Origin of the sequence: Algoriphagus sp. (assembly GCF_013373065.1) — a bacterium.
GTDB lineage: Bacteria > Bacteroidota > Bacteroidia > Cytophagales > Cyclobacteriaceae > Algoriphagus.
This window is the reverse complement of sequence record NZ_JABXIN010000034.1, coordinates 1-25,564: the sequence shown is the minus strand read 5'-3', so window position 1 is coordinate 25,564 and position 25,564 is coordinate 1. Positions and strand designations below refer to the sequence as shown.

Here is a 25,564-nt window from a genome sequence, read left to right as displayed (position 1 = left end):
TCCTCAATGCACTCATGCTCTCCATCAACACCTTTACCACGCTAGGTTTTGGAGAGATTCCCATCAAAGGCCTTCCGCGCTACTTGGCCATTATTCAAGGCTTTATAGGTTGGTTTATGTTGACTATTTTTTCTGTATCACTTATTTCACAATTGCTTAATTGATAGCAGACTTTAGTCAAGTTTTAATTCCTGCTAATGAAGAAACAAACCGGGTCAGACAGGAAAATTTTGTAAATGAAATCACTCAGAGAGGTAATGAAATGGCCTTCAACTCCGCTCAGGCTGACCAAAGAGCTGAACTAACTAAAGTAAAAAATCAGTTTATCTCAGCGGACTCGTCATCTTGCGGTTCGTAAAGACACGAACCAGCGCGAGGGGATTAATTTTTTGTTAAAATAAGTGGTCAAAAGTCAATTGTACTACTTACAACTTACCTTTTACTACTTACAAGTCGCAGGGGACAATTCCGTACCTCCGGCACGAATAGCAATACCTGGTAACCGATTGCTACCCAGATAAAGGCCTAGCGGCACTTTGCTACTTGAAGGAAGCTTTTTGTAAAAAGTGAGTGGTAAAAAAGTGAGTGGTACTGTTGACAGCTAACTATTTACTACTTACAAGTAGCACAGGACAATTCCGTACCTACGGCACGGATAGAAATACTTGGTGCCCGATTGCTACCCAGATGAAGTGCCTAGCGGCACTTGCTCAAGAATCGTTTCTAGAAGTTGAAAGGCTTACACCTGAGGATATCGATTGATTTTCAATTTTTTCACTTTCCTAAAGACTAGTAGTATCTTGAAAGGTTCCGTAGGAACTGCATGTGGGTAGAAACTCGAAAATAATCCACCCTTGTCGTCCCGTTAGGGACGAGATAAAAATCATTTTCATTGCGCTGGCATTCGGATTCATTTTCCAAACGATGATTCAAGGGCTCACATAGCGCAAATCTCATGACTTTTGCTCTTTCAAGGCAGTCTAGAGACTGCCAAAAAATAGGTTCAAGCCTGCCTGACGGAAGAAAGGTCTGAAGACTTGAACCAGATGGGATTTGTAGAAATTGAAAGGAATACGACTGCGGAAATGGAACAATCTTCAAATCTTCCAATTTTTCAATCTTCCCTACCCAAACAAATCCGAACTTAAATACCGATCTCCCCGATCACAGGTAATGCAAACTATTAGGCCTTCTTCCAATTCCTTTGAAAGCTCGATAGCGGCATGCAAAGCTCCTCCACTACTCATCCCCGCTAGGATTCCTTCTTCTTTTGCCATACGGCGGGTCATTTGCGTGGCTTGAGCCTGACTCACATCAATCACCCGATCGACGCGAGACGGATTAAAAATTTGAGGTAAAAACTCAGGAGACCAACGTCGAATCCCAGGAATACTGGATCCTTCGGTGGGTTGTGTTCCTACGATCTGAATAGCTGGATTCTTTTCTTTCAAGAACATAGAAACTCCCATTATGGTACCTGTAGTCCCCATCGCTGAGACAAAATGGGTAACCTTCCCTTCCGTATCTCTCCAAATCTCAGGACCAGTACTTTTGTAATGGGCTAAATAATTATCCGGGTTGGCAAATTGATTCAGCATGAAATATCCTTCTTCATCTCGCATTTTCTCTGCTAAGACTCGAGAGTATTCGATAGTTTGGGCAGCTGGCGTCAAAATCACTTTCGCTCCATAAGCCTCCATCGAAAGGACACGTTCCCGCGTAGAGTTATCTGGCATAATCAAGGTCATACCTAATCCCAACACCTTTGCTACCATTGCCAACGCAATTCCGGTATTTCCACTAGTCGCCTCCACCAAATGATCTCCTTTTTTAATTTCTCCCCGGTCCAAAGCCGCTTTGAGCATATTGTATGCAGCCCGGTCTTTCACACTACCCCCAGGATTTTGACCCTCCATTTTACAGAGAATCTTGACCTTCGGATTGACAGGAATATGCTCTAACTCAACCAAAGGGGTATTTCCTATTAAATCGACTAGTTTCATACTTTCTATTGAATTATTCGCCTTAACTATTTAACCCTAACGGATGATTATCCTACCTGAGGATACGCTTATTCCTCAGATTTGATTTCGTCAGGGTCATTTTTAAAAATGTACAAGTCTGTTTCTTCCGAATCCGCATGGTACATCTTGGCCTGATAGTAGACTTTTGATCCTGGGGGAATGGATTTGGTAATCCAAACATTTCCTCCGATGGTACTCCCCTTTCCTACGACCGTTTTCCCTCCCAAAATGGTTGCCCCTGCATAAATCACCACCTCATCCTCGATCGTTGGATGGCGCTTGACATCTGCATCTGCTTTTTCCACACTCAGAGCGCCCAAGGTAACTCCCTGATAAACCTTGACATGATTTCCGATGATGGTTGTTTCGCCGATGACCACTCCTGTCCCATGATCTATGCAAAAGTGATGACCGATGCTTGCTCCCGGGTGAATATCAATCCCCGTTCGGCTATGAGCAAGTTCCGTGATCATCCGAGGAATCAATTTGATACCCAAAAGATGCAATTCATGAGCGATTCGATACGCAGCGATGGCGTAAAACCCAGGATAAGAACGTAAAATCTCAGTTCTTGACTTGGCAGCGGGATCGCCTGCAAACATGGCGTCTACATCGAGATTCACCCAATCATAAATCCTTTCTAAATTTTCAAAAAACTGGCGGGCCAGTTGTCGGCCATCCTGATGATGGAGGTGAATATTCCGTTCCAAAATCTTGGAAAGAAACTGTTCCTGTTCCTCCAATTTGGATTGAATTTCTTTTGCCTCCTTTATTTTTTGAACAGAATGTTCCGGAAACAATAAGCCTAATAAATTCTCAAAAAAATGCTGCACTACCTTTGGAGAAGGGCAGTCAGAGCATTCCTGATGGGCTTGAAAGAGTTTATGAATCAGTGATTTCATAGAATCGCTTGAGATGTCTTTACATCACAAAACCGACTCGAATCACATAAGGTTCACCGTAAGGGGATCGAAGATTGTCATGGAGGACATTGTACAGGAAAGTAAAATTGGCGCCGCCTCTTCCTCCTCCAAAAGGTGCAAAATATCCACCCCCAAGAAAAAGGCCATTCGCCCATATGCGCTCAAACCGATCCGTTAACAGGTTGTAATTGTCAAAATTAATGGACTCAAATTCCCCATGAAGGAAAACATTGGGCAGCACATTGTATCTGTTGAAAATGCGGCCTCCGTAGGTAGAAGAAGATCCTCCAAAATAGCGCCGATCATCAAAATATTGATAAGTAATCCCCAGACCTGCTGAATATTGGTTGGTAATCATCACCCCTACCAAAGGAGAAACATCAATCAAAGTGACTGTTCCAAACTGCATCCCAAAGTTGCCCCCGAAATACAAACGGTCCTTGAAGGAAGTGCTATCACTATAGATTGGGCGCTGCGCAAACGCTATTGAACTGATCAAAAAAAGCCCAAGGAAAAGGGCTTTGAATTTATTTTTTGACAATGACATAGAGATCCTCGGTTTCTTTCTTCATGAAGTATTTTTCACGGGCAAACTTCTCCATAAGTTCCGGATTATTCATCAATTCTTCCCGCTCCTCTTTGATTTTGGCCTTTCTTTCTTGGAAAAAGGCTTTTCGGTCCTCCAATTCATGAAGTTTACGGCTGAGCTTAAATTGATTCACCAAATTATTAGAATCAATAAAAATCATCCAAAACAAGAAAAAGGATCCTGCCAACACATAAAAATTCGTAGATATTTTGAAAAACTTTTTCATTGCATCACAATTTAAGACAAGATTAGCAAAGTTCATGCAAAATATGGCTTATGCTCTTTAAAAAGGAAAATCGAGATTTTTTGAAACCTTCAATTTATACGGGTTTAAATTTTCAGTGTATCAATTCTCATACACTTGAAATAAATTCATTACTGTTTGACTTTTGGAAACCTCTGCGATTAACACTCGATTATTTAGGCTCAAAAAAAATCGCGATATTAATTGCTATAGAAATAACAATCATTGACCAAGGACCAATCATATGCGTAAACTCTATCTAATTATCCTATCTATTACTTTCTTTTGGAGTTCTTCCTTTGCACAGAAGAAAAGTTCAGAGGAAAACACCAAAGACTTGGCTTCCCAAAGCTTCTCAGCTTTTGCCTGGAGGAATATTGGGCCTGCATTTACCTCAGGCCGAATTGCTGACATTGCCATCCACCCCAAAAATCGAAATGTCTGGTATGTGGGCGTAGCCTCGGGTGGCGTCTGGAAAACCGAAAATGCAGGTACTACCTGGACTCCAATCTTCGACGATCAGCCTGTATTTGCCATTGGATGCGTCACTATTGACCCCCTCAACCCAAACCGAGTTTGGGTAGGAACAGGCGAAAATAATGGCGGTCGACACATCTCTTTCGGGGATGGCGTGTACCTCAGCGAAGACGGTGGGACTACTTGGAAAAATATGGGACTGAAAGATTCCCAACACATTGGTAAAATCATTGTTCATCCTGAAAATTCAGATGTGGTGATGGTTGCCTCTCAGGGTCCGCTTTGGAATAGCGGAGGAGACCGTGGATTCTATCGCTCCGAAGACGGGGGTAAAACATGGGAAAAAACCCTTGGAGATGATGAATGGACAGGAGTAGCGGATGCAGTGATCGACCCAAGAAATCCGGATATCGTATATGCTGCTACTTGGCAAAGACACCGAACGGTGGCTGGGTATCTCGGCGGAGGAACTAAATCAGGGGTTCACAAATCCACAGATGGAGGAAAAACCTGGACCGAATTGACCAACGGTATTCCAGGTGGAATCAAAGGCAAAATCGGTTTAGCAATCAGTCCTCAAAACCCGGATTATGTATATGCAGCGATTGAATTGATTCGAAGAACCGGCGGAGTATTTATGAGCTCCAATCAAGGCGCTTCTTGGACGAAAATGTCAGATACGGTTTCCGGAGCTACTGGCCCTCACTACTATCAGGAGCTAATCGCTGACCCGCATCGTTTTGGCGCGATTTACTTGATCGATGTTCGGATGCAGGTATCCTATGATCACGGAAAAACCTTTACCCTATTGAACACCGATGCTACCCACTCGGATAGTCATTCCCTGACTTTTATCGAGGACGAACCCGGCTTTATGTTATTGGGAACTGATGGCGGTATTTACGAGACTCTTGACGGCACTAAAACTTGGAGGTACATTAAAAACCTCCCAGTTACTCAGTACTACAAAGTGGCTGTGGATGATGCGGCACCTTTCTACAATGTCTATGGAGGAACACAAGACAATGGATCCCATGGAGGTCCTTCCAGAACAGACGATGAAAATGGAATTCGCAATGCCCACTGGTCACGAGTGCTGGGTGGGGACGGACATCAGTCTGCCGTAGAACCAGGAAATCCAAATATTGGATATGCCGAATCTCAACAAGGGTATTTAAACAGACTGGATCGAATCACTGGTGAAGCAGTATATATCCAACCACAGCCTGGACCCAATGAAGGAGAAGAGCGATTCAACTGGGACTCTCCGATTTTGCCAAGTCAGCATGTTCCAAGCACCATTTATTTTGCTTCGCAAAGAGTATGGAAATCCACAGATCGCGGAGATTCCTGGACGGCGATTTCCGGAGATCTTACTACCGGTCGAGACCGAATTACTGAACCAATTATGGGTAAAAATCAAAGCTGGGACCATGCTTGGGATATGTACGCCATGTCTGAATTCAGCACCATTTCCTCTCTTGGTGAGTCCCCAATCAATCCCGACGTCCTTTATGCTGGAACAGACGATGGACTTATCCAATACACCACAGATGGAGGGAAAAACTGGAATGCAGTACCTGTAAGTAGTATCCCTGGCGTCCCTAAAAATGCATTTGTAAACGATATCCGAGCGGACCTCTTTGATGAAGCAACCGTTTACGTGGTCTTAGACAATCATAAGGAAGGCGATTTCAAGCCTTATGTCGCGAAGAGCACTAATTATGGGGCTAGCTGGACTTTGATTACAACTGGCCTTCCGACTCCCCTACTTACCTGGAGAATTGTACAGGATCACGAGGAAGAAGGACTTCTATTCCTCGCTACTGAATTTGGTGTTTACTTTTCCATAAATGGAGGAGGAAAGTGGATGGAGCTGAATGGTGGCTTGCCGACCATTTCTTTCAGAGACATCACCATACAGCGTAGAGAAAATGATTTGGTGGGAGCTTCATTTGGAAGGGGCTTCTTCGTTTTGGATGATTACAGTGCCTTGAGAGAAATTTCGGAGGAGATGCTGGATAAGGAAGCACAACTTTTCACTCCTAGAGATGGCTATTGGTACGTACCCAAAAACGCTGTGAGATATATGGGCGACGACTATTGGTCAGCTCCAAATCCTGAATTTGGGGTCACCTTCACTTATTTTATCAAAGAAGGTATGAGTACCCTAAAGGCCGATCGACAGAAGGCCGAAAAAGAAATGGGTGATGCCTCGATACCTTTCCCAGGTTTTGATGCCATTGAGGCAGAGATGATGGAAAAAACTCCAGAAATCCATCTTGAGATTTATGATGCCGATGGAAACTTTGTACAGCGGGTAAAGGCAAAAAATGCCGCCGGTATTCACAGAATGACCTGGGATCTGACGATGGCAAGTCAGGGAGTTATTGATCCAGATCGTCTTCGAGCAGGAGGTTTTGGTGGTATGATGGCCTTGCCTGGCACATACTCTGCCAGATTAGTAGCCTACAAGGATGGGGAAATGACTACGATGGGAGAATCTGTTTCATTTGAGGTCAAACCACTTAGAGAAGGCGCACTAGAAGGAAAGAGTCTTGCTGAAATAAAGGCATTCCGAGCTGAGTTAAGTGAATTTGCCAATGAATTGACTTTGGCCGAGTCCGATCTGGAGGAAGCTCTCAAACAAGTTCAGGCGATGCAAGTGGCCGTTAGCAGATCTGAAAAAATGGATGCAACTTTGGTCAAGGACCTCCATGAAGCTGAGATGGCTTTGAAAATGCTGGAAAGTAAAATGAATGGCAACCTGGCTAAGCGTGAACTACAGGACAATATGGCCCCAACAGTTACTGATAGACTATATGCTGCATACGGAGGTGCAACCGGAACTTATGGACCAACAGGCATGCAAAAAGGAGCTCTTGCAGCTGGTAAAACAGAATTTGCTCCACTTAAAGCGGATTTAGAACAGATGAAAGGAAATACCATACCAGCTCTTGCCGCACGAGTCAAAGCATTGGGTGCTCCACCAATTGATGGTTTAGATTAATCTTAAAAACCCGAGTCGAAAAGCTCGGGTTTTTTTATACTTCAAGTAATAGGCAGTAACCATACTTTCAAGCTTAATCCATAAAAAAAGACGGCATAATAGCCGTCTTTTATACTTAAGAATTCGCCTTCTATCTAAATACTGAGGCGTATTGTTTTTGAGAATTATTTCAATCGTCCTTTAAATACAGCCGATTCACCTAATTGCTCTTCGATTCTTAGCAATTGATTGTACTTGGCCATTCGGTCGGAGCGTGATGCAGAACCTGTTTTAATTTGTCCTGTATTCAATGCCACTGCCAAATCCGAAATAGTAGAATCTTCTGTCTCCCCAGAACGGTGTGACATTACTGCTGTAAAGCCAGCCTTATGCGCCATGTTTACCGCATTGATCGTCTCAGTTAAGGTACCGATCTGATTTACCTTGATCAAGATAGAGTTGGCGGACTTTTCTTTGATACCGCGCTCCAAAAACTTCACATTGGTCACGAAGAGGTCATCTCCAACCAATTGTACACGATCGCCGATTTTAGCAGTAAGCATCGCCCAACCTTCCCAGTCATCTTCTGCACATCCATCTTCGATGGAATCAATTGGATATTTCTCGGTCAACTCAGCTAGATAAGCAACTTGCTCTTCTCTAGATCGAATTTGGCCAGAAGGACCTTCAAACTTGGAATAATCGTACTTGCCATCCACAAAAAACTCAGAAGCAGCACAATCCAAAGCGATTGTCACTTGTTCTCCAGCTTTGTAACCAGCTTTCGCAATCGCATCCAAAATACTTCCTAGAGCTTCCTCAGTTCCTCCAGAGAAGTTAGGAGCAAAACCTCCCTCATCACCTACAGCAGTCACCAAGTTTTTATCATGAAGGATTTTCTTCAAATGGTGGAAAATTTCAGCTCCCATTCGGATGGCTTCAGAGAAGGTCTCAGCACCAACAGGGCGAATCATAAACTCCTGAAAAGCAATGGGTGCATCGGAATGAGATCCACCATTGATGATATTCATCATTGGTACAGGAAGGGTATTTGCATTTACACCACCGATATAACGGTAAAGAGGCTGTCCAGCTTCCATTGCTGCTGCCTTAGCCACTGCCAAGGAGACACCTAAAATAGCATTGGCACCTAATCGGCCTTTATTGGGAGTTCCATCCAATTCGATCATGATTTGATCGATCAGGTTTTGTTCAAAAACATCAAAACCTACTAATTCAGAGGCAATGATATCATTGACATTAGCAACGGCTTTAAGGACGCCTTTACCCAAGTATACATTTTTATCACCGTCGCGAAGCTCAACGGCCTCATTGGCGCCGGTAGAAGCTCCACTAGGTACTGCAGCACGTCCAAAAGCTCCATTTTCAGTAACAACATCTACCTCAATGGTTGGATTTCCTCGGGAATCGAGGATTTGTCTGGCGTGAATTGATTGAATCAATGTCATAGTTTAAAAGGTTTGAAATTAGTTTTTATTGATTAATGCGATAAAATCATCGAAAAGATAACGGGAATCATGAGGTCCCGGAGAAGATTCTGGGTGATATTGTACAGAGAATGCCGGCTTATTTGTCAGTTTAATTCCAGCTACTGTATTATCATTCAGGTGCACGTGTGTGATTTCTACATCAGGATGCTTTTCGGTATCCTCTCTTACAATATTAAAACCATGATTTTGGGAAGTAATTTCACTCTTTCCAGTCATCAAATTCTTGATAGGGTGATTAATTCCTCGGTGCCCATGATGCATTTTGAAGGTAGAAATCCCTACAGCTTCTGCCAGTAATTGATGTCCTAGGCAAATCCCAAAAACTGGTTTATCGGTTTGTAGGATATCTTTCACTGTGTCCACTGCATAATCCATAGCAGCAGGATCACCGGGACCATTCGATAGAAAATATGCATCAGGCTTCCATGCCTCCATCTCTTCCAAAGAAGTCTTAGCTGGATAAATCTTACAGTAGACTCCTCTTGATGCTAGATTTCGAAGGATATTCTTTTTAATACCAAAATCCAGGCAAGCCACTCGGATCGGTGCGTTTTCATCTCCAAAGAAATAAGGCTCTTGGGTACACACTTTAGAAGATAGCTCCAAGCCATTCATGTCTGGCAACTTATCGAGTTCTGCCTTCAAGCCCTCCAAATCACCCTCATATTCGGAACTGATAATTGCATTCATGGCTCCTTGCGAACGAATGTGTCGAACGAGCTTTCGGGTATCGATATCGGCAATTCCGGTGATTTTGTATTTCACTAGGTAATCTTGAAGAGAGCCGTCACCATCTAAACGGGAATATGTTTCCGAAAAACTATTGACTACAATTCCTCCGATTGTCGGATGATCAGATTCCACTTCTTCATGATGCACCCCATAATTCCCGATATGGGAAGTGGTGGTAACGATGACTTGCCCTGTATAGGAAGGGTCGGTGTAAATTTCCTGGTAACCGGTCATCCCAGTGTTAAAACAGATTTCCCCACCGTTTGTACCAGGGTTACCAATCAAAGAGCCATGGAAAACAGTTCCATCGGCGAGTAATAGAGTAGCTTTCTTTTTTATCATTTTTGGAAGGATTGTCCAAAGTTAAATATTTCTCATAATGAGATGGAATTCAAGGCCAGAAAACCTTTAAGAGATATCGAATATTCAAAAAAAAAGGATTGAACCAACGTCCAATCCTTTTTTATATGAGTTGTGGGAACCACAATTAGTTTTTCTCGTTTTCCTCTGAGTTTTCATCAGAAGCTTCTGGAGCTTCATCTGCAGCAGCTTCAGCCTGTGGAGCTTCTTCAACTTTTTCAACAGCAGGAGCAGCTTCAGCAGCCTTACCTGAACCTCTTCGAGATCTTCTGGTAGTTTTCTTAGCTGGCTTGCTTTCTTTAAGCATCAATTCATTGAAATCCACTAATTCGATGATACACATTTCTGCATTATCTCCTAAACGGAATCCTGTTTTGATGATTCGAGTATATCCTCCTGGACGAGTTCCAACTTTTTCGATTACTTCACCAAACAAAGATTTGATAGCTTCTTTGTTCTTCAAGTAAGAGAAGGCTACACGTCTGTTGTGAGTTGTATCTTCCTTAGCTCTGGTGATCAGAGGCTCTACATATTTCTTAAGCTCCTTAGCCTTTGCAAGCGTGGTAGAGATACGCTTGTGAAGAATCAAGGACGTGGCCATGTTGGAAAGCATAGCTTTCCGGTGGGCTGCCTTTCTTCCAAGGTGGTTGAATTTCTTGCCGTGTCTCATTTTATTTATTCTTCATCAAGTTTATACTTTGAAATATCCATTCCAAAGGTCAAGCCTTTGTCCTGAATCAGCTGCTCAAGCTCTGCAAGAGATTTCTTCCCGAAGTTTCGGAATTTCATCATGTCAGAGATTTCAAGCTTAGCCAAGTCTCCCAAGGTCTTAACATCAGCCGCTTTCAGACAGTTGAATGCCCGTACGGAAAGGTCAAGATCACTCAAGGAAGTCTTCAACAGCTTACGCATATGCAAGAACTCTTCATCAATTGGCTCTGGCTCCGCGATTCCAGTGGAATCAAGAACCATTGTCTGATCAGAGAACAACATAAAGTGCTGAATCAGAATTTTTGCTGATTCCTGAAGCGCTTTTTCAGGGTGAATAGACCCATCAGTAGTCACTTCCAAAATCAATTTTTCAAAGTCAGTCTTTTGCTCAACCCGTGTATTTTCTACACTATACTTCACATTTTTGATAGGTGTGAAGATGGCATCGATCGCAATTTGACCGAATACTTGTTCTTTTGGTTTGGATTCTTCAGCAGGTAGATACCCTCTTCCTTTTTCTACTGTCAATTCTATTTCGAAGGTCTTAGACTCATCGATATGACAAATCACCAATTCAGGATTTAGAATTTCGAAAGAAGAGGTGAACTTGGCGATGTCCCCTGCAGTGAAGACAGACTGATTTTTTACCTCAACAGTAATTTTTCCATCAAAAGCCTCATGGACTTTCTTGAAACGCACTTGTTTCAGGTTCAAAATAATGTCGGTCACATCCTCCACTACACCTTCGATGGTAGAAAACTCATGCACCACTCCAGGAATTTTGATAGAAGTGATGGCATAACCCTCCAGCGAAGAAAGCAATATCCTTCTCAGAGCGTTACCGATAGTAACTCCATAGCCCTTTTCGAGTGGTTTGAAAGTAAATAAGCCGTGAAAGTCATCAGCTTTCTCCATCACCACTTTTTCAGGCATTTGAAATGCTAGTATGGACATATATTGTTCGTTGTTTTTTGCTGAAAATATAAAATATTACTTAGAGTAGAGTTCGACGATCAACTGCTCTTTGATATTCTCAGGAATATCATCACGAGAAGGAATGCTGACGAACTTTCCAGTTAGGGTAGGCTTGTCCCACTCTAACCAAGAGTACTTGTGTGCTCCACCAGTACCTGCCAAGCTATCTGTAATAGCTTCCAAAGACTTGGAACGCTCACGAACAGATACAATATCACCTGGTCTTAGGGTGAAAGATGGAATATTCACCACTTCACCGTTAACCAAGATATGCTTGTGGGAAACAAGCTGTCTTGCAGCACGACGAGTAGGTGCGATTCCCAAACGGTATACGGTATTGTCCAAACGAGCTTCTAGAAGCTGCAATAAGTTTTCACCGGTAATACCAGTCTTGCGGGAAGCAATATCAAACAATTTTGCAAACTGACGCTCCAATACACCATAGATGTATTTAGCTTTTTGCTTTTCAGCAAGCTGCACAGCATATTCAGATTGCTTTTTTCTACGACCTCTTCCATGTTGTCCTGGAGGGTAGTTTTTCTTTTGAAGTGCTTTGCTATGCCCTTCGATAGGCTCGCCAAATTTTCTAGCGATCTTGGATTTAGGACCTGTATATCTAGCCATTCTCTTTCTGTTTTAAAATTAAACTCGTCTACGCTTAGGAGGTCTACAACCGTTGTGAGGAAGTGGAGTCACATCAATGATGGTAGTTACGTCCAATCCTACATTTTGCAAGGTTCTGATTGCAGATTCACGACCTGCACCAGGTCCTTTTACAAACACCTCGATTTTTCTCAATCCCAAATCGTAGGCTACCTGACCACAGTTTTGTGCAGCCATCTGAGCGGCATAGGGAGTGTTTTTCTTGGAGCCTCTAAAGCCCATTTTACCAGCAGAAGCCCAAGAGATCACTTGTCCTGCATTGTTGGTAATAGAGATGATGATGTTGTTGAAAGAGGCTTTGATGTGAGCTTGGCCTACTGCTTCAACTTTTACAACTCGCTTTTTACCTTTTGATTTATCGTTTCTTTTCTGAGCCATAATCTAATTCAGGTTTTATTTAGTTGCCTTTTTCTTATTAGCAACAGTTTTACGCTTACCCTTTCTTGTTCTGGCGTTATTCTTAGTCTTCTGACCACGCACAGGAAGTCCTTTTCTGTGTCTCAAACCTCTGTAACAACCAATATCCATCAATCGCTTGATGTTCAATTGTACTTCAGACTTAAGAACACCCTCAGTACGGTACTCTTCAGCGATGATGTTACGGATCTTGGTAGACTCGTCATCATCCCACTCACCGGCCTTCTTGTCAAAGGAAATTCCGGCTTTGTTCAGGATCGCTCTGGCGGAGCTTCTACCGATACCGAAGATATAGGTAAGCCCGATTTCGCCACGCTTATGGTCTGGTATATCTACACCTGCAATTCTAGCCATAATCTTAACCTTGTCTTTGTTTAAACTTAGGATTCTTTTTGTTGATGACGTAAAGCTTTCCTTTTCTTCTGATCACCTTACAGTCAGCGCTTCTTTTTTTGATAGATGCCCTTACTTTCATTGCTCTTTATTTATATCTGTATACTATTCTGCCTTTTGAAAGGTCGTAAGGAGAAAGCTCCAATTTGACCCGATCCCCAGGGAGGATTTTAATATAATTCATCCTCATTTTACCGGAAATATGAGCAATCAGTTGATGTCCATTTTCCAGTTCCACTTTAAACATCGCATTGGACAGGGCTTCAATAATTGTCCCGTCTTGCTCAATAGAAGTTTGTTTAGCCATATTAGAATTTATAATTCTCTTCTATGTACTTATGTGAAGTCAATACTTCAGTTCGGTCTTCGAAAATCGCCACTGTATGCTCAAAATGTGCCGAGGGCTTTCGATCCGCAGTACGGATTGTCCAACCATCACGCTCTTGTACAATATTTCGTGTACCAAGATTAATCATGGGCTCAATGGCAATTACCATCCCTTCTTTAAGTAAGGGACCACTGCCTCTTTTTCCATAGTTGGGAACCTCCGGTGATTCATGAAGATTTTTACCCAATCCGTGGCCAACAAGTTCTCTTACAACAGTGTAACCTTTGGCTTCTACGAATTTTTGAATCGCATGACCGATATCCCCAATTCTATTTCCAAAAACAGCTTTTTCAACACCCAGGTAAAGTGAATCTTTAGTGGCGCGTAATAAATCTAAGACTGGGGATGAAACTTCACCTACGGGATACGTATAAGCGGAATCGCTATGAAAACCTTGGTGAAAGACTCCACAATCTACTGAGATTATATCGCCATCTTTCAATTCATATTCGCTGGGAAATCCATGAACGACTACTTCATTCACGGAAATACAGAGTGAAGCAGGAAAGCCATTATATCCTTTAAAGGAAGGAACAGCTCCATGATCCCTGATAAACTCTTCAGCAATTTTATCTAGATAAGAGGTCTTTACCCCTATCTTGATATTCTTGGCGACCTCCCCGTGGGCTTTCGCCAAAATATCAGCACTTTCTTTAATCTTCTGAACTTCTTCCGAAGTTTTGTAATGGATCATCTTAAGCTACTTGGTAATTTGAAGCATTATTCTTCATATTACCGCTCTTCATCATCCCTTCATAATGACGCATCAATAGATAGCTTTCAATTTGTCGAAGCGTATCCATGATTACACCTACCATGATAAGAAGAGAAGTACCTCCGTAAAACTGTGCAAACTCACCTCCAACACCAGCAATAATTGCTAGGGCAGGAAGAATAGCAACCACAGCCAATAGGATTGAACCTGGAAGTGTGATCTTTGAGATAATCCCATCAATGAACTCTGAGGTAGGTGCACCAGGCTTAATACCCGGAACAAATCCTCCGTTCCGCTTCATATCTTCTGCAATCTGCTCAGGATTAACAGTGATAGCAGTGTAGAAGAAGGTGAATACAATGATCAATACAGCAAATAACAAATTGTACTGCCAAGATGTGAAGTCAGAGAATGTTGTTCCGATGTAGTTAGCAATATCACTCTCTCCAGCCCAAATTTGAGCAATCAAAGCTGGTACAAACATCAAGGATTGAGCAAAGATGATAGGCATAACACCAGAAGCATTCACTTTAATTGGAATATACTGACGCTGCCCGCCATAAACTTTACCACCAACAACTTGCTTGGCATATTGAACAGGAATTCTACGAGTAGCTTCCGTCAAGGCAACCACCCCAACAACTACGAAGAATAGAACTCCAGCTTCTATTAATAACAGGAGTAAACCTGAAGATCCTTTTTCCAAAACTTCTGCAATGATAGCACCAGGGAATCTGGAGATAATCCCGATCATGATTAACATCGAGATACCATTTCCAATTCCTTTTTCGGTAATTTTCTCGCCCAACCACATACAGAACATGGTTCCAGCGGAAAGAAGCACCAAGGAGCTAAACATAAACAAGCCTGTACTTACCATTACTGCACCTGTAGGTAAAATAGTTGCTGTGACATAACCAATACCCTGCGCAATGGTAATCAAAATTGTAAGGACACGAGTAATCTGGTTGATTCGCTTACGACCAGACTCCCCTTCCTTTTGCATTTTTTGGAAGTAAGGAACTCCGACAGTCAACAACTGCAACACAATGGAAGCAGAAATGTATGGCATGATTCCCAAACCGAAAATGGAGGCATTACTGAAAGCACCACCAAGGAATGTGTCAATCAAGCCAAAAATACCCTCTTGAGGACCTCCTAATTTAGATGGATCTACACCAGGAAGAACTACGAAAGAACCTAATCGGAAAATGATTAGAAATCCCACGGTATTGAGAATCCTTACCCTAAGATCTTCAATAGAGAAAATATTCTTAACTGTCGAAATAAACTTTTTCATTTAATTAAATTCTGTTAACGGAACCACCCGCTTTTTCGATAGACTCAACAGCACTAGCTGAGAAGCTGTGAGCTGATACGGAAACCTTAGAAGTCAATTCTCCACCACCAAGAACTTTTACTTTGTCATTCTTGGAAGCGATACCATGAGATACCATGGCATTAAAATCGATAGTTTCTAGATTATACTCCGTAGCAAGCTGCTGCAAGGTATCCAAATTTACCGGTTTGAACTCAACTCGGTTAAGACTTTTAAAGCCAAATTTAGGAACTCGTCTTTGAAGAGGCATTTGACCACCTTCAAATCCTAATTTACGCTTATAGCCAGATCGAGATTTAGCACCTTTATGTCCTCTGGTGGAAGTCCCTCCTCTACCGGAACCTGGTCCTCTACCAATTCGCTTACGGTTCTTAGTCGAACCTTCCGCTGGTTTTAATGTATGCAGTTTCATGATTAAGCTTCCTCTACTTTTACAAGATGATTAACTTTTCGGACCATCCCAGCGATCTGAGGAGTGTTTTCAACTTCCACAGTTCTATTGATCTTACCAAGACCTAGTGCCACAATAGTAGCTTTTTGATCTTTAGGTCTTTTGATGGTCGACCTGATTTGTGTGATTTTGATCTTCGCCATGATGATTATCCGTTAAAAACTTTAGACATTTTTACACCACGCTGCTGAGAAACTGCGATCGCATCTCTCAATTGCATCAAAGCATCGATAGTTGCCTTTACCACGTTATGTGGATTTGAAGAACCTTTTGACTTCGCCAATACGTCGGTTACACCAGCAGATTCCAATACAGCACGCATCGCACCACCTGCAATTACACCGGTACCAGCCGCAGCAGGCTTGATCAAAACAAAACCACCACCAAATTTTCCAATTTGTTCGTGTGGAATTGTACCTTTCAAAACAGGTACTTTTACCAAGTTTTTCTTTGCGTCTTCAATGCCTTTGGTAATTGCGTCAGTTACTTCGTTTGCTTTTCCTAAGCCGTAACCAACGACACCGTTACCATCTCCTACAACAACGATTGCTGAGAAAGAGAAACGACGACCACCTTTTACTACTTTGGCAACACGATTAATCGCAACTACCTTTTCTTTAAGTTCTGTATCTGTAGCCCTGATAGGCTTTTTTCTTAGTTGAGACATAGCTGATTAAAATTTAAGGCCTCCCTCTCTAGCACCATCTGCCAAAGCTTTCACATTTCCATGATATAGGTAACCATTTCGGTCAAATACCACAGATTCAACACCGTTTGCAGCAGCTCTTTCGGCAAGTTTTTTACCAACCTCCTTAGAGATTTCTACATTCACGTTTTTCTTAGCTCCTAGCTCCTTGGAAGAAGCAGATGCAAGGGTATGGCCTTTAAGGTCATCCACCAATTGCGCATAAATTCCCGTATTACTTTTGAATACGGACAAACGAGGTCTGGAATCAGTACCGGAAAGCTTCTTCCGAATACCCTGCTTGATTCTAAGTCTTCTGGAATTCTTATTAAATGCCATAACCTATTATTTTTTAGCGGCAGTTTTACCAGCCTTACGTCTAATTTGTTCACCAACAAAACGGACACCTTTTCCTTTGTAAGGTTCGATCTTACGAAGCGATCTAATCTTAGCAGCTACTTGTCCGATCAATTCTTTGTCAATTGCCTCAAGGGTAATAATTGGATTCTTACCTTTGGCAGTTTCTGTTTTCACAGCTACATCAGCTGGCAATGCAAAGAAAATGTTGTGCGAGTAACCCAAGTTGAGTTCAAGCACCTGACCTTGATTGGAGGCTTTGTAACCTACACCTACCAATTCTAGCTCTTTCTTATAGCCTTCGGACACCCCGATGACCATGTTGTTGATCAAAGAACGATACAATCCGTGCATGGATTTATGGCGCTTTGAATCAGTAGGACGAGAAACGACAATTTCATTTCCCTCTACCTTCACCTGGATATCAGGATTAACCTCCTGAACCAGCGTACCCTTTGGACCTTTAACAGTGACTACTCCATGAGCAGACACGTCTACAGTAACACCGCTGGGTAGATTTATTGGTTTTTTACCTATTCTTGACATGATAGTAAATTAATATACGTAGCAAAGTACTTCACCCCCAATACCTTCATTGCGGGCTTCTTTATCAGTCATTACCCCTTTAGAGGTAGAAATGATCGCTACACCTAGTCCGTTGATGACACGAGGTAGCTCATCATGTTTTGCATATTTACGAAGACCTGGCTTACTTACTCTAGTCAGGCTAACGATCGCATTTTGCTTGGTTACAGGGTTATATTTCAAAGCGATTTTGATTGTACCCTGAGGTCCATTATCCTCAAACTTGTAGTTTTGGATATAGCCCTTGTCATGCAAAACTTTTGTAATCTCCTTCTTAATATTAGAAGCAGGGATTTCAACGATTCGATGAGAAGCCTTGATGGCATTTCTCAATCGAGTTAGATAATCAGCTATTGGATCAGTCATGATTTTATAAGTCTAGCTCCGCCCCAATTTGGGCGTGCAAAGTTACGAATTGATTTTTTAAATAAAAACTACTGTCGTGATTTTACCAGCTTGACTTAGTGATTCCAGGAATCTTGCCTGCAGCGGCCATTTCCCTGAAAGTAACACGATTGATACCAAACTTTCTCATGTAGCCTTTTGGACGACCGGTAAGTTTGCAACGATTGTGAAGTCTTACCGGAGAGGCGTTTTTAGGAAGCTTGTCAAGTGCTTCATAGTCGCCGGCTGCTTTCAGCTCAGCTCTTTTCTTAGCATACTTGGCTACCAAGCGCTCTCTTTTTCTCTCACGAGCTTTGATGGACTCTCTAGCCATATTATTGTGGATTATTTTTATTGACGAACGGCATACCGAAAGCTTTTAGCAATGCAAAACTTTCTTCATCGGTAGGAGCAGAAGTCACAAACGTGATATCCATACCGGAAATTCTGTTTACTTTATCGATGGAGATTTCTGGGAAAATAATTTGCTCGGTTACACCCAAGGTATAGTTTCCTCTTCCATCGAAACCCTTATCGGAAATTCCTTTGAAGTCCCGTACACGAGGTAAAGCTACAGTCATCAATCGATCTAAGAATTCATACATTCTTTCCCCACGTAGGGTCACTTTCGCTCCGATAGGCATTCCTTCACGAAGCTTAAAGTTGGATACAGATTTCTTAGCGATAGTTGATACAGCACGCTGACCAGTAATCAAAGAAAGCTCTTCCACTCCCTGATCAACCAATTTTTTATCAGCTACAGCAGCACCGATTCCTTTGTTCAACACGATTTTCGTCAACTTGGGAACCTGCATGACAGATTTATACTGGAATTTCTCCTTTAATGCCGGAACGATATCGTTCAGGTATTTTTCTTTCATTCTGGGATTAGCCATTGATCACCTCCCCTGTTTTCTTTGAATATCTAACTAGTTTCCCGTTTTCACCTTGCTTACGTCCTGTACGAGTAGCTTCTCCAGTTTTTGGATCAACCAACATCAAATTACTGATATGTACAGGAGCTTCTTTCTTTTCGATACCACCTTGAGGCTTCGCTGCAGTAGGTTTCACATGCTTAGTCACAATGTTGATTCCTTCTACAAAAGCCCGCTGTTTTTGAGTATCTACAGCAAGGATCTTCCCTGTTTTACCTTTATCATCACCAGCGATCACCTTCACGGTATCTCCGGTTTTTACGTGCAGTTTAGCCTGCTTTTTGATCACTTTCTTCATGATTACAATACTTCAGGGGCCAAAGAAACGATTTTCATATACTGCTTCTCCCGAAGTTCTCTCGCCACAGGGCCAAAGATACGGGTACCTCTAGGTTCATCGTTGTTGTTCAACAGAACAGCAGCATTGTCTTCAAAACGGATGTAAGATCCGTCCTTACGTCTTACCTCTTTTTTGGTACGTACGATAACCGCTTTAGAAACGGTACCTTTTTTCATATTGCTGGAAGACAGGGCAGATTTAACAGTCACGACTACTTTGTCTCCAATTGAGGCATAACGCTTACGTGTACCTCCCAAAACGCGGATGACCAATACCTCCTTGGCACCGGAGTTATCCGCAACGCTTAGTCTGGATTCTTGCTGTATCATGATTATTTAGCCCTTTCAATAATTTCAACTAATCTCCAACGCTTGTTCTTACTCAGCGGACGAGTTTCACTGATTTTAACGATGTCACCTGGGTTACATTCGTTCTTCTCGTCATGAGCCATAAATTTGGTAGTCTTGGCAACGAACTTACCATAGATTCCGTGCTTTACACGTCTTTCTACAGCTACAGTAATGGACTTGTCCATTTTGTTGCTAATGACCTTACCAATTCTTTCTTTACGAAGATTTCTTTCGATCGTAGCCATTTTCTTATCGGTTAGCTATTATTTGGCGGCCAATGCAGTCTTCAATCTCGCGATAAGACGCTTGGACTCCCGGATTCTGTTAGGATTTTCAATAGGAGAAATTGAGTGAGCAAACTTCAATTTGCTCAGATTCGCTTTCTCAGCGCTGATTTTCTCAGCGATTTCACTTGCGGAAAGTGAAGTGATTTCTGAATATTTCATAGTGATGATTATTCTGCGTATTCTCTACGAACAATAAACTTCGTGCTAACTGGCAATTTTTGTTGAGCAAGACGAAGAGCTTCTTTCGCTGTTTCGATAGGAACTCCAGTTGCTTCAAATAAGATCGTTCCAGGTTTGATCACGGCTACCCAATATTCAGGAGCACCTTTACCCTTACCCATACGTACCTCAGCAGGTTTTTTAGTAATAGGCTTGTCAGGGAAAATTCTGATCCAAACCTGACCTTCACGCTTCATTGCACGGGTCATCGCGATACGGGCGGCCTCAATTTGACGGGAAGTAATCCATCCCGCTTCAAGAGACTTAATGCCAAAGTTGCCAAAAGCGAGCGTATGCCCTCTTTGAGCAATGCCTTTGACACGGCCCTTCTGCATTTTTCTATATTTGGTTCTTTTTGGCTGTAACATGATTTCTCACTTAACGGTGAAAATTAGCTATTTCTTTTTCTACGTCTTGGACCTCGGTCATTCTTGGCTGGGCCTCTACCTTTTGGTTCGTTGGCTGCACCTTGGTTAGGAGAAAGATCTCGCTTACCATAAACTTCACCTTTGAAGATCCATACTTTGATACCGATGATACCATAAACGGTCTGCGCTTCAGAAACAGCATAATCAATGTCTGCACGCAGGGTATGAAGAGGAATTCTACCTTCCTTGTACATTTCAGATCGTGCCATTTCAGCACCACCCAAACGACCAGAAAGCTTAACCTTGATTCCTTCAGCTCCTACTCGCATAGAAGCAGCAATAGCTTGCTTCATCGCACGACGGAAGGAGATTCTAGCCTGAAGCTGTTGAGCGATAGACTCACCTACTAATTTCGCATCCAATTCAGGTCTTTTGATCTCGAAAATATTGATCTGGATGTCTTTGTTAGTAAGCTTCTTCAGTTCTTCTTTCAACTTGTCAACTTCGGCACCACCTTTACCAATCACTACTCCCGGACGAGCGGTATGGATCGTCAAAGTAATTCTCTTAAGCGTACGCTCAATGATTACTTTCGAGATACCCCCCTTAGGGATTCTGGCAAGGACGTACTTTCGGATTTTTTGATCTTCGTATAATTTGTCAGCAAAGTCCTTTCCACCATACCAGTTGGAATCCCAGCCTTTGATTATACCAAGTCGCAATCCTATTGGGTTAATCTTTTGTCCCATAGTCTGTTCTTAATTTGCCTGTTCGTTAGTTTCTACTATATCAGCGGTAACATCCATGTCGTTGAAAGAATCAACTACAAGGGTCACATGATTTGATCTTTTGCGAATACGGTGACCTCGACCTTGAGGAGCTGGTCTCAATCTCTTGAGGGATCTACCTTCATCAACCATGATGGTTTTTACATATAGATCTGCTTCTTCAAGTTTAGCGTCAGGGTTTTTCGCTTGCCAGTTGGCCACAGCAGATAGAAGAAGTTTTTCCAAACGGATTGCTCCGTGGTTTGGAGTGAACTTCAGAATGCTCAAGGCCAATCCCACTCGTTTGCCTCTGACTAGGTCAGCGACTAGGCGCATTTTGCGCGGAGAAGTAGGAACGTTATTTAATCTTGCTACTGCTTCCATGATTATCTCTTTCCTTTATCTTTTTTGGCAATGTGGCCTCTGAAATTTCTGGTTGGAGCAAATTCACCTAGCTTGTGACCTACCATATTGTCTGTTACAAATACTGGAATGAATTTATTTCCATTATGCACAGCAAAGGTATGACCAACGAAATCCGGAGAAATCATAGATCGTCGAGACCAAGTCTTGATGACAGATTTCTTTCCTGATTCGTTCATCGCGTCCACTTTCTTCAGAAGGTGATGCTCGATATAAGGACCTTTTTTTAATGAACGTGCCATGTTTATTTAGATCTTTTACTGATGATGAACTTGTTTGAATACTTCTTAGGGCTACGGGTTTTCTTACCTTTCGCAAGAAGTCCTGTACGGGATCTAGGATGACCCCCAGAAGAACGGCCTTCACCACCACCCATTGGGTGATCAACCGGGTTCATAGCCACACCTCTTACTCGAGGTCTTCTTCCTAACCATCTCTTTCTACCGGCTTTACCAAGAACCACATTCATGTGGTCACCATTGGATACTGTACCGACCGTGGCCATACAAGCACCCAATACAAGTCTCATCTCTCCAGATGGAAGCTTGATGGTAACATACTTACCTTCACGGGCAACAATTTGTGCATAGCCACCGGCACTTCGTACCATGGCAGCACCTTTACCTGGCTTCAATTCCACACAGTGTACAATAGTACCCATTGGGATATTTGCCAAAGGCATTGCATTACCAACTTCTGGAGCAACTTGCTCACCGGAAATCACTGTTTGCCCTACTTGCAAACCTTCCGGAGCGATAATGTAGGCTTTAGCACCGTCAGCATAATAAAGCAGGGCTAAGCGGGCTGTTCTGTTCGGATCGTACTCAATCGCCTTTACGGTAGCTGGAACACCAAACTTGTTACGCTTGAAGTCCACGACTCTGAGTCTTCTCTTATGACCACCACCAATGTAGCGGGCAGTCATCTTGCCATCATTATTTCTACCACCTGATTTCTTCAGAGGAGCAAGCAAAGATTTCTCTGGCTTTGACTTGGTAATCTCGTCAAAAGCTGGAGCTACTCTGAATCTTGTCCCTGGAGTTACAGGCTTTAATTTTTTAATTGCCATGATTTCGATTCAATTAAATTTCTCCGTAAAAGTCAATTACCTCTCCGTCAGCTACCTGTACGATTGCTTTTTTGAAAGCATTGGTAAATCCTGACACGATACCTGTTTTGGTGTAACGAGTCTTACGCTTCCCAGCGTAACGCATGGTTCTTACAGATACCACTTTTACACCATAGGTTTGTTCTACAGCATTTTTGATTTCTGGTTTTTTAGCGGTTTTGTCTACGATAAATCCATAGATCCCTCGCTCATTCATAGCAGAAATCTTTTCTGTAATTAAAGGCTGCTTTAGAATATCCATTGTCTTATTTCGATAAAATGGTTTCCAACTTACTTACAGAACCTTCACAAAGAACCAAGTGGTCTGCATTCAGAAGGGAGTAAGTATTCACATCATTCACAGTCACAACTTTTGCCTTAGGGATATTTCTGCTGGACAGGTAAACGTTCTTGTTGTCTTCAGGGAGAACCAAAAGCGTCTTCTTATCGGATAGCGCCAATCCATTAAGCAAAGCCAGATAGTTCTTTGTCTTTGGAGCATCGAAAGCGACGTTTTCCAAAATTGACAAGCTGTTATCTTTCACCTTATAAGCAAGGGCAGATTTTCTGGCTAGTTGTTTTACTTTTTTATTGAGTTTGAAAGAATAGTTTCTTGGCTTAGGACCAAAAACTCTACCTCCACCTCTAAATACTGGAGACTTCAATGAACCCGCACGGGCTGTACCAGTACCTTTTTGCTTTTTGATCTTTTTGGTAGATCCAGCAATTTCATTTCTTTCTTTAGACTTATGCGTTCCCTGTCTTTGGTTTGCCAGGTACTGCTTCACATCCAGATAAATGGCGTTGTCATTTGGCTCGATGCCAAAAATCTCATCTGACAACTGTACCTTTCTTCCGGTATCTTCGCCTTTTTGATTTAATACTGCTAATTCCATGGCTTACTTCTCTAGAATTACATAAGAATTTTTGTGACCTGGTACTGAACCGGACACCAATAGAAGATTCTTCTCAGGATATACTTTCAAAATTCTGAGATTCAACACCTTCACACGGTTACCACCAGTTCTTCCAGCCATTCTCATTCCCTTGAATACGCGGGAAGGCCAGGAACATGCACCAATAGAACCTGGGTGTCTTTGTCTGTTGTGCTGACCGTGAGTTTGTCCACCCACACCACCAAAACCATGACGCTTCACCACACCCTGGAAGCCTTTACCTTTAGAAGTACCGATCGCATCGACGAAGTCTCCTTCGACGAAAACTTCTCCGGCATTCACTGTAGCACCGAGATCCACCTGGCCTTCAAACTCGACCCGGAAATCACGGAACTCAACAACTTTCTGCTTTGGCGTAGTACCGGCCTTTTTAAAGTGACCAATAAGTGGCTTCGGAGTGTTTTTCTCCTTACGCTCACCATACGCCAACTGCACTGCGTTGTACCCGTCTGTTTCAACGTTTTTTACTTGCGTCACTACGCAAGGACCAGCTTCTATTAGCGTGCATGCGACATTACGTCCATCGGCACTAAAAATGCTAGTCATTCCTACTTTTTTACCTATTATACCAGACATCTTTTGAAGATAATTTGATAATCCACAAGCGTTTACGCGCTTGGGCCCTTTTTAAGGACTGCAAAGTTACTGAAATAAAATTCTGCAACAAACCCCAACTCTTATATTTTCAAACATTTACAAAATATTTGCCTCGAAAGAGGATGAAAAATCCCCAAGCATCAGGAGGATCTTTGTAGAATCTGAGCAAAACAAAAGACCTGCAAGAATTTGCAGGTCTTTTTTGTATATAATTTGGTCTAGTCTGTCAGACTTTGATCTCAACATCTACCCCACTTGGAAGTTCGATTTTCATCAAAGCATCCACAGTTTTGGAAGAGTTGGAATAAATATCTACCAAACGCTTGTACGTACAAAGCTGATATTGATCTCTTGCTTTTTTGTTTACGTGTGGAGATTTCAACACAGTGAATTTCTCCTTCTTAGTAGGCAATGGAATAGGACCTACTACGACAGCTCCGGTAGCTTTTACCGCTTTCACAATCTTCTCTGATGACTTATCCACCAAAGTGTGATCGTATGATTTTAGTTTTATTCTAATTTTCTGATTCATCGCAAATATTGATTAGGCGTTCTGACCTTTTACGTTAGCAATTACACTCTCAGCAATGTTATTAGGAACAGGCTCGTAATGAGAGAATGTCAAGGTAGCAGTTGCTCTACCAGAAGAAATCGTTCTTAGGTCAGTAATGTAACCGAACAATTCAGACAAAGGAACAGAAGCCTTAACTACAGTAGAAGAACCTTTAGTATCCATTCCTTTCATCAAACCTCTTCTTCTATTCAAGTCACCAGTGATAGGACCTGTATATTCATCAGGAGTCACAACGTCTACGGACATAATCGGCTCAAGCAACTGTGGCTTACATTTCCTAGCAGCTTCCTTGAAACCAATTCTAGCAGCCAATTCAAATGAAAGTGCATCAGAATCGACATCGTGGAAAGATCCATGGAACAAACGAACCTTCATGGATTCAACTGGATATCCAGCCAAAGGACCATTTTTCATCGCTTCCGCAAATCCTTTCTGGATAGATGGAATAAATTCTTTTGGAATCACACCACCTACGATACCATTCACAAACTCCAATCCAGGCTTCACTTCACCAGTTTCAGGATCAGCTTCTCTTGGGCCAAGTTCGAATACGATATCAGCGAATTTACCTTTACCACCAGTCTGCTTCTTATAAACTTCCTTATGTTCTACTGAACCAAACAAAGCTTCTTTATAAGCAACCTGAGGAGCTCCTTGGTTGATTTCAACCTTGAATTCACGCTTCAAACGGTCGATGATAATGTCTAGGTGAAGCTCACCCATACCTC

38 protein-coding genes and 1 pseudogene are annotated in these 25,564 nt (G+C 42.3%); 2 read left to right on the top strand and 37 right to left on the bottom strand.

The features are described from left to right. Positions 1-14: 14 nt before the first annotated feature. A complete protein-coding gene (locus tag HWE15_RS16075; RefSeq protein WP_367204058.1) occupies positions 15-164 on the top strand; it encodes an ion channel in 150 nt (49 codons plus the stop codon). A gap of 960 nt (positions 165-1,124) precedes the next feature. On the opposite strand, the gene cysM is transcribed toward HWE15_RS16075, so the two are convergent. From cysM to HWE15_RS15750, 4 genes are all read right to left on the bottom strand, one after another. Then, the gene (gene cysM / locus HWE15_RS15765; protein ID WP_290508500.1) at positions 1,125-2,003 is read right to left on the bottom strand and encodes a cysteine synthase CysM; all 879 of its coding nucleotides are present in this window, start codon (positions 2,001-2,003) and stop codon (positions 1,125-1,127) included. A 68-nt stretch (positions 2,004-2,071) separates the two neighbouring features. After that, positions 2,072-2,926 carry a serine acetyltransferase gene (locus HWE15_RS15760; RefSeq protein ID WP_290508499.1) on the bottom strand — a complete coding sequence of 285 codons (855 nt, stop codon included), beginning with the start codon at positions 2,924-2,926 and terminating at the stop codon, positions 2,072-2,074. Positions 2,927-2,945: 19 nt separating this feature from the next. Continuing rightward, on the bottom strand, positions 2,946-3,494 hold the full coding sequence (locus tag HWE15_RS15755) for a hypothetical protein (protein WP_290508498.1): 549 nt from the start codon (positions 3,492-3,494) through the stop codon (positions 2,946-2,948). After that, on the bottom strand, positions 3,475-3,762 hold the full coding sequence (locus HWE15_RS15750; protein WP_290508497.1) for a septum formation initiator family protein: 288 nt from the start codon (positions 3,760-3,762) through the stop codon (positions 3,475-3,477). The genes HWE15_RS15755 and HWE15_RS15750 overlap by 20 nt, the downstream gene beginning before the upstream one ends. A 262-nt stretch (positions 3,763-4,024) precedes the next feature. On the opposite strand from HWE15_RS15750, the gene HWE15_RS15745 reads away from it, so the two are divergent. After that, positions 4,025-7,267: a sialidase family protein gene (locus HWE15_RS15745; RefSeq protein ID WP_290508496.1), complete on the top strand. Its 3,243-nt coding sequence runs from the start codon at positions 4,025-4,027 to the stop codon at positions 7,265-7,267. Between the two features lie 164 nt (positions 7,268-7,431). Here HWE15_RS15745 and eno read toward each other — a convergent pair whose 3' ends face one another. The 33 genes and pseudogenes from eno to fusA form a co-directional block, all read right to left on the bottom strand. After that, positions 7,432-8,715, bottom strand: coding sequence for a phosphopyruvate hydratase (eno, locus tag HWE15_RS15740; RefSeq protein ID WP_290508495.1), 1,284 nt, complete (start codon positions 8,713-8,715; stop codon positions 7,432-7,434). A gap of 18 nt (positions 8,716-8,733) precedes the next feature. Then, positions 8,734-9,831, bottom strand: a complete 1,098-nt coding sequence (gene carA / locus HWE15_RS15735; RefSeq protein WP_290508494.1) for a glutamine-hydrolyzing carbamoyl-phosphate synthase small subunit — start codon at positions 9,829-9,831, stop codon at positions 8,734-8,736. 145 nt (positions 9,832-9,976) lie between these two features. Further along, positions 9,977-10,519, bottom strand: coding sequence for a 50S ribosomal protein L17 (rplQ, locus tag HWE15_RS15730; protein WP_290508493.1), 543 nt, complete (start codon positions 10,517-10,519; stop codon positions 9,977-9,979). Between the two features lie 5 nt (positions 10,520-10,524). Next, positions 10,525-11,514 (bottom strand): DNA-directed RNA polymerase subunit alpha, encoded by a 990-nt coding sequence (locus HWE15_RS15725; RefSeq protein WP_290508492.1) that lies wholly within the window; start codon positions 11,512-11,514, stop codon positions 10,525-10,527. A gap of 36 nt (positions 11,515-11,550) precedes the next feature. Further along, positions 11,551-12,159, bottom strand: a complete 609-nt coding sequence (rpsD, locus tag HWE15_RS15720; RefSeq protein WP_290508491.1) for a 30S ribosomal protein S4 — start codon at positions 12,157-12,159, stop codon at positions 11,551-11,553. An 18-nt stretch (positions 12,160-12,177) separates the two neighbouring features. Then, on the bottom strand, positions 12,178-12,576 hold the full coding sequence (gene rpsK / locus HWE15_RS15715) for a 30S ribosomal protein S11 (RefSeq protein ID WP_067544612.1): 399 nt from the start codon (positions 12,574-12,576) through the stop codon (positions 12,178-12,180). A 15-nt stretch (positions 12,577-12,591) separates the two neighbouring features. Then, positions 12,592-12,969, bottom strand: a complete 378-nt coding sequence (rpsM, locus tag HWE15_RS15710; RefSeq protein ID WP_135075430.1) for a 30S ribosomal protein S13 — start codon at positions 12,967-12,969, stop codon at positions 12,592-12,594. Positions 12,970-12,973: 4 nt separating this feature from the next. Beyond that, positions 12,974-13,090, bottom strand: a complete 117-nt coding sequence (gene ykgO, locus HWE15_RS15705; protein WP_081701372.1) for a type B 50S ribosomal protein L36 — start codon at positions 13,088-13,090, stop codon at positions 12,974-12,976. Between the two features lie 6 nt (positions 13,091-13,096). Next, entirely contained in the window at positions 13,097-13,315 is a 219-nt protein-coding gene (gene infA, locus HWE15_RS15700) for a translation initiation factor IF-1 (protein ID WP_008202999.1), read from the bottom strand. A 1-nt stretch (position 13,316) separates the two neighbouring features. Further along, positions 13,317-14,090, bottom strand: a complete 774-nt coding sequence (gene map / locus HWE15_RS15695; RefSeq protein WP_290508490.1) for a type I methionyl aminopeptidase — start codon at positions 14,088-14,090, stop codon at positions 13,317-13,319. Position 14,091: 1 nt separating this feature from the next. After that, entirely contained in the window at positions 14,092-15,411 is a 1,320-nt protein-coding gene (gene secY / locus HWE15_RS15690) for a preprotein translocase subunit SecY (RefSeq protein WP_290508489.1), read from the bottom strand. A gap of 4 nt (positions 15,412-15,415) precedes the next feature. After that, positions 15,416-15,862 (bottom strand): 50S ribosomal protein L15, encoded by a 447-nt coding sequence (rplO, locus tag HWE15_RS15685; RefSeq protein ID WP_290508488.1) that lies wholly within the window; start codon positions 15,860-15,862, stop codon positions 15,416-15,418. 2 nt (positions 15,863-15,864) lie between these two features. Then, a complete protein-coding gene (rpmD, locus tag HWE15_RS15680; protein ID WP_290508487.1) occupies positions 15,865-16,044 on the bottom strand; it encodes a 50S ribosomal protein L30 in 180 nt (59 codons plus the stop codon). A 5-nt stretch (positions 16,045-16,049) separates the two neighbouring features. Next, positions 16,050-16,568: a 30S ribosomal protein S5 gene (gene rpsE / locus HWE15_RS15675; protein WP_290508486.1), complete on the bottom strand. Its 519-nt coding sequence runs from the start codon at positions 16,566-16,568 to the stop codon at positions 16,050-16,052. A 6-nt stretch (positions 16,569-16,574) separates the two neighbouring features. Further along, the gene (rplR, locus tag HWE15_RS15670; RefSeq protein ID WP_290508485.1) at positions 16,575-16,925 is read right to left on the bottom strand and encodes a 50S ribosomal protein L18; all 351 of its coding nucleotides are present in this window, start codon (positions 16,923-16,925) and stop codon (positions 16,575-16,577) included. Between the two features lie 6 nt (positions 16,926-16,931). Continuing rightward, positions 16,932-17,489, bottom strand: a complete 558-nt coding sequence (gene rplF, locus HWE15_RS15665) for a 50S ribosomal protein L6 (RefSeq protein ID WP_290508484.1) — start codon at positions 17,487-17,489, stop codon at positions 16,932-16,934. Between the two features lie 9 nt (positions 17,490-17,498). Next, positions 17,499-17,894, bottom strand: a complete 396-nt coding sequence (gene rpsH / locus HWE15_RS15660; RefSeq protein ID WP_290508483.1) for a 30S ribosomal protein S8 — start codon at positions 17,892-17,894, stop codon at positions 17,499-17,501. 82 nt (positions 17,895-17,976) lie between these two features. After that, entirely contained in the window at positions 17,977-18,246 is a 270-nt protein-coding gene (gene rpsN, locus HWE15_RS15655; RefSeq protein WP_290508482.1) for a 30S ribosomal protein S14, read from the bottom strand. Between the two features lies 1 nt (position 18,247). Beyond that, the gene (gene rplE, locus HWE15_RS15650) at positions 18,248-18,808 is read right to left on the bottom strand and encodes a 50S ribosomal protein L5 (RefSeq protein WP_290508481.1); all 561 of its coding nucleotides are present in this window, start codon (positions 18,806-18,808) and stop codon (positions 18,248-18,250) included. Beyond that, on the bottom strand, positions 18,801-19,145 hold the full coding sequence (gene rplX / locus HWE15_RS15645; RefSeq protein ID WP_290508480.1) for a 50S ribosomal protein L24: 345 nt from the start codon (positions 19,143-19,145) through the stop codon (positions 18,801-18,803). Before rplX ends, rplE begins: the two co-directional genes overlap by 8 nt. Before the next feature lie 2 nt (positions 19,146-19,147). Next, positions 19,148-19,516: a 50S ribosomal protein L14 gene (rplN, locus tag HWE15_RS15640; RefSeq protein ID WP_290508479.1), complete on the bottom strand. Its 369-nt coding sequence runs from the start codon at positions 19,514-19,516 to the stop codon at positions 19,148-19,150. 2 nt (positions 19,517-19,518) lie between these two features. Then, a complete protein-coding gene (rpsQ, locus tag HWE15_RS15635) occupies positions 19,519-19,782 on the bottom strand; it encodes a 30S ribosomal protein S17 (RefSeq protein ID WP_135075467.1) in 264 nt (87 codons plus the stop codon). Between the two features lie 18 nt (positions 19,783-19,800). After that, positions 19,801-19,983 carry a 50S ribosomal protein L29 gene (gene rpmC, locus HWE15_RS15630; protein ID WP_290508478.1) on the bottom strand — a complete coding sequence of 61 codons (183 nt, stop codon included), beginning with the start codon at positions 19,981-19,983 and terminating at the stop codon, positions 19,801-19,803. A gap of 8 nt (positions 19,984-19,991) precedes the next feature. After that, positions 19,992-20,411: a 50S ribosomal protein L16 gene (gene rplP / locus HWE15_RS15625; protein WP_290508477.1), complete on the bottom strand. Its 420-nt coding sequence runs from the start codon at positions 20,409-20,411 to the stop codon at positions 19,992-19,994. A gap of 23 nt (positions 20,412-20,434) precedes the next feature. Then, the gene (rpsC, locus tag HWE15_RS15620; protein ID WP_290508476.1) at positions 20,435-21,160 is read right to left on the bottom strand and encodes a 30S ribosomal protein S3; all 726 of its coding nucleotides are present in this window, start codon (positions 21,158-21,160) and stop codon (positions 20,435-20,437) included. A gap of 9 nt (positions 21,161-21,169) precedes the next feature. Next, positions 21,170-21,562, bottom strand: a complete 393-nt coding sequence (gene rplV, locus HWE15_RS15615; RefSeq protein WP_290508475.1) for a 50S ribosomal protein L22 — start codon at positions 21,560-21,562, stop codon at positions 21,170-21,172. A 2-nt stretch (positions 21,563-21,564) separates the two neighbouring features. Continuing rightward, on the bottom strand, positions 21,565-21,843 hold the full coding sequence (rpsS, locus tag HWE15_RS15610; protein WP_024284771.1) for a 30S ribosomal protein S19: 279 nt from the start codon (positions 21,841-21,843) through the stop codon (positions 21,565-21,567). Between the two features lie 2 nt (positions 21,844-21,845). Next, entirely contained in the window at positions 21,846-22,670 is an 825-nt protein-coding gene (gene rplB, locus HWE15_RS15605; RefSeq protein ID WP_135075482.1) for a 50S ribosomal protein L2, read from the bottom strand. 13 nt (positions 22,671-22,683) lie between these two features. Beyond that, on the bottom strand, positions 22,684-22,971 hold the full coding sequence (gene rplW / locus HWE15_RS15600; RefSeq protein WP_290508474.1) for a 50S ribosomal protein L23: 288 nt from the start codon (positions 22,969-22,971) through the stop codon (positions 22,684-22,686). 4 nt (positions 22,972-22,975) lie between these two features. Next, positions 22,976-23,605 (bottom strand): 50S ribosomal protein L4, encoded by a 630-nt coding sequence (gene rplD, locus HWE15_RS15595; RefSeq protein ID WP_290508473.1) that lies wholly within the window; start codon positions 23,603-23,605, stop codon positions 22,976-22,978. A 3-nt stretch (positions 23,606-23,608) separates the two neighbouring features. After that, entirely contained in the window at positions 23,609-24,241 is a 633-nt protein-coding gene (gene rplC, locus HWE15_RS15590) for a 50S ribosomal protein L3 (protein ID WP_290508472.1), read from the bottom strand. Positions 24,242-24,488: 247 nt separating this feature from the next. Further along, positions 24,489-24,794: a 30S ribosomal protein S10 gene (gene rpsJ / locus HWE15_RS15585; protein WP_135075493.1), complete on the bottom strand. Its 306-nt coding sequence runs from the start codon at positions 24,792-24,794 to the stop codon at positions 24,489-24,491. 12 nt (positions 24,795-24,806) lie between these two features. Next, a pseudogene (fusA, locus tag HWE15_RS15580) lies at positions 24,807-25,564 on the bottom strand (elongation factor G); the annotation flags it as partial.